The organism is bacterium, assembly GCA_040753555.1.
GTDB lineage: Bacteria > UBA9089 > UBA9088 > UBA9088 > UBA9088 > JBFLYE01.
Genome location: JBFMDZ010000161.1, coordinates 1 through 4,794 on the forward strand (window position 1 = coordinate 1; position 4,794 = coordinate 4,794).

Consider the following 4,794-nt stretch of genomic DNA (forward strand, 5'->3'; position numbering starts at 1 on the left):
AATCATTGGACAGATTATATGAATGATTGAGAAAGTGGATAAATGGTTAATTAGACAAAGATGATATTTTCCTTTTCTCTTTTTCTTAAGATTCTCCGTTTCACAAAGAGGGGGTGAATAATTACAAATGAGATTTATAGCCATTCTTTTATTTGTCCCTTTACTTTCATATCCAAAAGGGATTTCTGGCTGGATAGAAAAAAAGGCAGATGAGTTTATAAAGAAAAAGATAGCAAGATATTCAAAAGAGGTTAAAATTAAAAAGACAAAATACATATTTCCAAACAAATTTAGCCTTTCTGGAATTTCATATTATAACCCTGCATTTTCCATAAAAGGTGATGGTTTATTAGAGGTAGGCATTGAAGGGTCTGTTAAGGTTATCCTTTTTCAGCCTTATTTTTCCATAAAAAGGGATTTTTTTAAGAAAAAAAGGAAGATAAGCCTTCCAAACATAGAAATTAAGGTTATTGGAGGAGGTGGAGAGATAGCCGGGTTTGGAATGTTTAATGATGTAAGTGGAAGCCTTAAAAACAGAAGGTTTCGTTTTAATGGTTGTGGACTTGGTGGAAAAGCAAGTATAGACGGCACATCCGATAGCTTTACAGCCTATATAAAAGATGCAAAGGCAAGCCTTCTTCCATACCTTCCTCAAGTTCCAAAGAAAGGAAATGTAGATATTACCATTAAAAAAGAGGCTTATTTGAAAATTATAGGAGAGCTAAAGGATTGCTCAATAAAAAATGCAAAAAATATCAAAGGAAACCTTGAATGGAAAAATGGAATAACCACAGGAAGGCTTTCATTTTTATGGGATAACCTTTTTTTTAAAGCCAATTTTAAGGAAAAAAATGGCTTTTATAATATAACAGGCAATACATCTTACAAAAAAAATATCTTCCCATTTTCTATTGATGGTGTATTAAAGGATGATGTTTTTAAGATAAAAGAAGGATATATAAATAATACAAGGTTTTCTGGAGATATAGGAGAGGATATTTCTCTTTATCTTAAATTTGACAATGCTAATTGCCTAGCTTTAATTCATCCCATTTTTAAAGGCGTTATATTAAATGGATGTGGAACAATTACAGGAAACCTTGAAAAACCAAATATTTTTGGATGCCTTACCCTAAAAAGGGATAATGAAACCCTTGATATATCAATAAATGGCGACAATAACATCCTTTTCCTTAACACAGGCACAATTTCTCTTTCTGGAAGCAACATTGCATCAAGCTCAAATGGAACAATCTCTCTTAAACCAATGCTTTTATCCTTAAATTTTATCAAACCTGTTTTATTTGAGGATGGAAACATTGAATGGGATGGAAAAGCCTTTGTCGCTTCTTTAGTGTCAGAAAAAAGGAGGCTTTTTCTTAAAAAAGAGGGAGAAAAACCAACAATGTTTAGATATGCTGACCTTGTAAAACAGATTCCTTTGGATTTATCAGGAAAAATAGTTTTTGAGAAGGAAAAGCAAAAGATTATTATAGAATATGGAAAATTTGGAGAAATTCCTATAAATCAGGGCTTATGCAATATTAAATTAGAAAATGGAATTTTTATAGAAAACCTTGAGCTTTTGGTGGATGGAATAACATCCATTTATTCGCAATTTAAGGTAGAAGAAGATAAAATAGACGCACCAATTCTTATAACAAATATAAAAACAGAAAGATTTTTAAAAAACCTTAAAGCAAAGGTAGATTTTAAGGGAAGGCTTATCGGCTCTCTAAAAAAACCATCCATATTTGGACAAATTTATTCTACATGGCCAAAGATCATCGCTGATATAATGATAATTGAGGATACCCTTGCTATAAAAAATGCAAGGGTTAATAACACAGAATTTGAACTTGAGGTTTTCCTTCCCTCAAAAACCCTATCAGGCTTTGCAGGGTTTAATAATGAAGATATTTCAAAAATCTCCAATATCTTCCTTCTACCTCCCCATATCTCTGGAATAGCAAACGGAAGTGCCACATTTTCTGGATTTCTCTATAACCCAGAGATTACAGGAAACATTAAGGTCTTAAATCCAACATTCTTTCAAGGTATAAATAGCGATTCCTTTAGCCTTTGTTTTAAGATAAAGGATAAGGCTCTTTCATCAAAAGGATATGTTGGCATTGATAATAGATTCCTCTCTTTTGATACAAGTATTTCTTCTAATGGAGAGATTGAAAGTAAAGGAAATGCTTCTTCCTTTAAAATTGCCGAGCTTCCAATAAATGGCTCTTTCTCATTTAATGGTTTATATAGGGATAAGACAATGGATGGCACGCTTTCTACAAGAAATATTGTTATATCGGGCTATAGAATTCCTGACATTACAGAAGCTATGCAATATCAGGAATTAGAAGGGTTAAATCTTTCTGGTATGGTCTCTGGGTCTATAAAAAAAGGTGTTTGTAACCTTGTTGTTTCTTTTGATAATTTACAAATAGGTCCTGCCAAAGTTACAGGAAAGATTACAGCAAAGGGAGAGGTAAGGGATTTAGAGATATCTGGAGAAATAAGCATTGCTGGTTCAAATCTTTCCTTTCCTATATTTCAAGAGCCTTTTGATGATGTATCCTGTAGGCTTGCTATAGATGATGAGGACATTAGAGTAATGAGTTTCACAGGAAAGACAAAGAAAACAAAAATTAGCCTTCAACAAATAAAAGATAACACCTTTGAGGTTAAAACAAATGGGGAGCCAATAAAAATAGATATTCCTGGTATTATAAAGGGAGAGGCATTGGCAGAGCTTATAATTGAAAATATTGAGGGAGGGTTGGTAAGCAGGGGTAAAATTATTGTTTCTAATGCAAGATTTACATACCCCCCAGAAAAGCAGGGTTTAGGGACAGGATTTTTAGACCAATTTATCTATGGACCCCAAATTGAAGCAGGCCATAATGTATGGTTCTATAATGAATTTTGTAATGTTGAGATAGAAAAAGGGGGTTGGTTAAAGCTTATTAAGGAGAAAGATATAATAAAACCAAGCGGCTCTTGCCATTCAAAGAGGGGGATGGTTGAATACCTTTCCTCTAATTTCTCTATTGGTAGCGCAGATTTTGAATTCAGGGATGGAATTCCCTATCTCACAGGATATGCAGATACAACAATTGATAGCATTCCTTTAAGGCTTTCCCATCAAGGTATGATTTCTTTACCCATAGAGCTTTCACTTTCCTCTCCATCCTTTCCAGAGAAAAACCAGGATGAGCTTATAAAAATAATACAAGGAAAAAAGGAAAGGCCATCTGGCATTATTGCAAGCCTTGTTGGAAAGAGAATAGCAAAGGGGCTTGTTTCTTCTGTTCGAAGCCTTACAAGGCTAGACCTTGAGGTTATAACACCTTTTCCTGAAAATATATTCCAAGGCACGCAAACATATAGCTATGGCCTTATTGGAACAGAGGTAAAGATAGGAAGGTATTTGACAAAAAGGATATATCTTATCTATGAGGGAAAGATTGAGGATTATGAAAGTGAAAAATATAGATATAAGCATAGGATAGGATTTGAATACGATATAGGAAAAAGAACAAGGATTAAATACCTATATACACCAGAAAGCGAAAAAAGAAACAGTGAGTATGAAATTGGCATCAGAAAGGCTATTAGTTTTTGATTTTAGGCATAAAAATTCTTGACTATTCTTTTGTAATAAAGGTAATATTTTTTTATGGGTTTTTGGAAGGACAAAAAGGTTTTTATTACAGGAATTACAGGGCTTCTTGGCTCGCATTTAAGTAATAGGCTAAAGAAAGAGGGTGCTTTTATTGTTGGGCTTATCAGGGACAGGGTATGTTCTTCAAACCTTTCGTATTCAGGAATAAATATTGTCCATGGAGAGCTTACAGACTATTACCTTATAAATAGGGCAATAAATGAATATGAGATAAATACAATCTTTCATTTAGGAGCGCAGACCATTGTAGAAACCGCAAATAGAGACCCTTTGTCAACATTTGAGTCAAACATAAGGGGAACATATAACCTCTTTGAAGCAATAAGGGGCTTATCCTCTATTGTAAAGAGAATTATTGTTTCTTCATCTGATAAGGCTTATGGTGAACACAAAGAGCTTCCATATAAGGAGGATTATCCATTGCAAGGAAGAAATCCTTACGATTGCTCAAAATCCTGCGTAGACCTCCTTTCTCAATGCTATATCCATACATACAATCTTCCAATTTCCATTGCAAGGTGTGGAAATATTTATGGTGGTGGTGATCTAAATTTTAATAGGATAATTCCAGGAACAATCCTTTCCCTTTTAAAGAATGAAAGGCCAATAATCCGCTCTGATGGAAGCCCAAAAAGAGACTATATTTATGTTGAAGATGTGGTAGATGGATTTTTAAAGTTAGGAGATAATATGGAAAATCCAGATGTCCGTGGAGAAGCATTTAATTTTAGTCAGGAACAACCATTTACGGTTATTGAGGTTGTTGACAAAATAATAAAAATAATGAAGAAAGAAAACCTTTCTCCCATTATCTTTGGTGAAACAAGGGGAGAGATTAAGGATCAATACCTATCTTGTAAAAAGGCAAAAGAAATTTTAGGCTTTTCTCCGAAATATTCATTAGATGAGGGGCTTTCATTAACGATTAAATGGTATGAAGAAACCTTTAAAAAATCGTAACTATTCAGTCATTACAGAGAGAAACGGAGAATGGATGAATCGGAGAGAGGGAGAAGGGGAGAAAGGGAGAATCTTAAGAAGGGGAGAAATTTCTCCGTTTCACAGAAAAAGGGGAGAATGGGTGAAAAAATACAAAGCTATAAAGA

General features: G+C 33.8%; 2 protein-coding genes. Both read left to right on the top strand.

Going from position 1 to position 4,794, the window contains the following annotated elements; all coding sequences use genetic code 11:
- Nucleotides 1–127: 127 nt before the first annotated feature.
- The gene (locus AB1630_10395) at nt 128–3,628 is read left to right on the top strand and encodes a translocation/assembly module TamB domain-containing protein (GenBank protein MEW6104198.1); all 3,501 of its coding nucleotides are present in this window, start codon (nt 128–130) and stop codon (nt 3,626–3,628) included.
- Nucleotides 3,629–3,682: 54 nt separating this feature from the next.
- Nucleotides 3,683–4,648 (top strand): GDP-mannose 4,6-dehydratase, encoded by a 966-nt coding sequence (locus tag AB1630_10400; GenBank protein ID MEW6104199.1) that lies wholly within the window; start codon nt 3,683–3,685, stop codon nt 4,646–4,648.
- Nucleotides 4,649–4,794: the final 146 nt, after the last annotated feature.

Bases quoted from the DNA above. Each gene is read 5' to 3' on its own strand.
- AB1630_10395 (MEW6104198.1), top strand. From the start codon at position 128: ATGAGATTTATAGCCATTCTTTTATTTGTCCCTTTACTTTCATATCCA.
- AB1630_10400 (MEW6104199.1), top strand. From the start codon at position 3,683: ATGGGTTTTTGGAAGGACAAAAAGGTTTTTATTACAGGAATTACAGGG.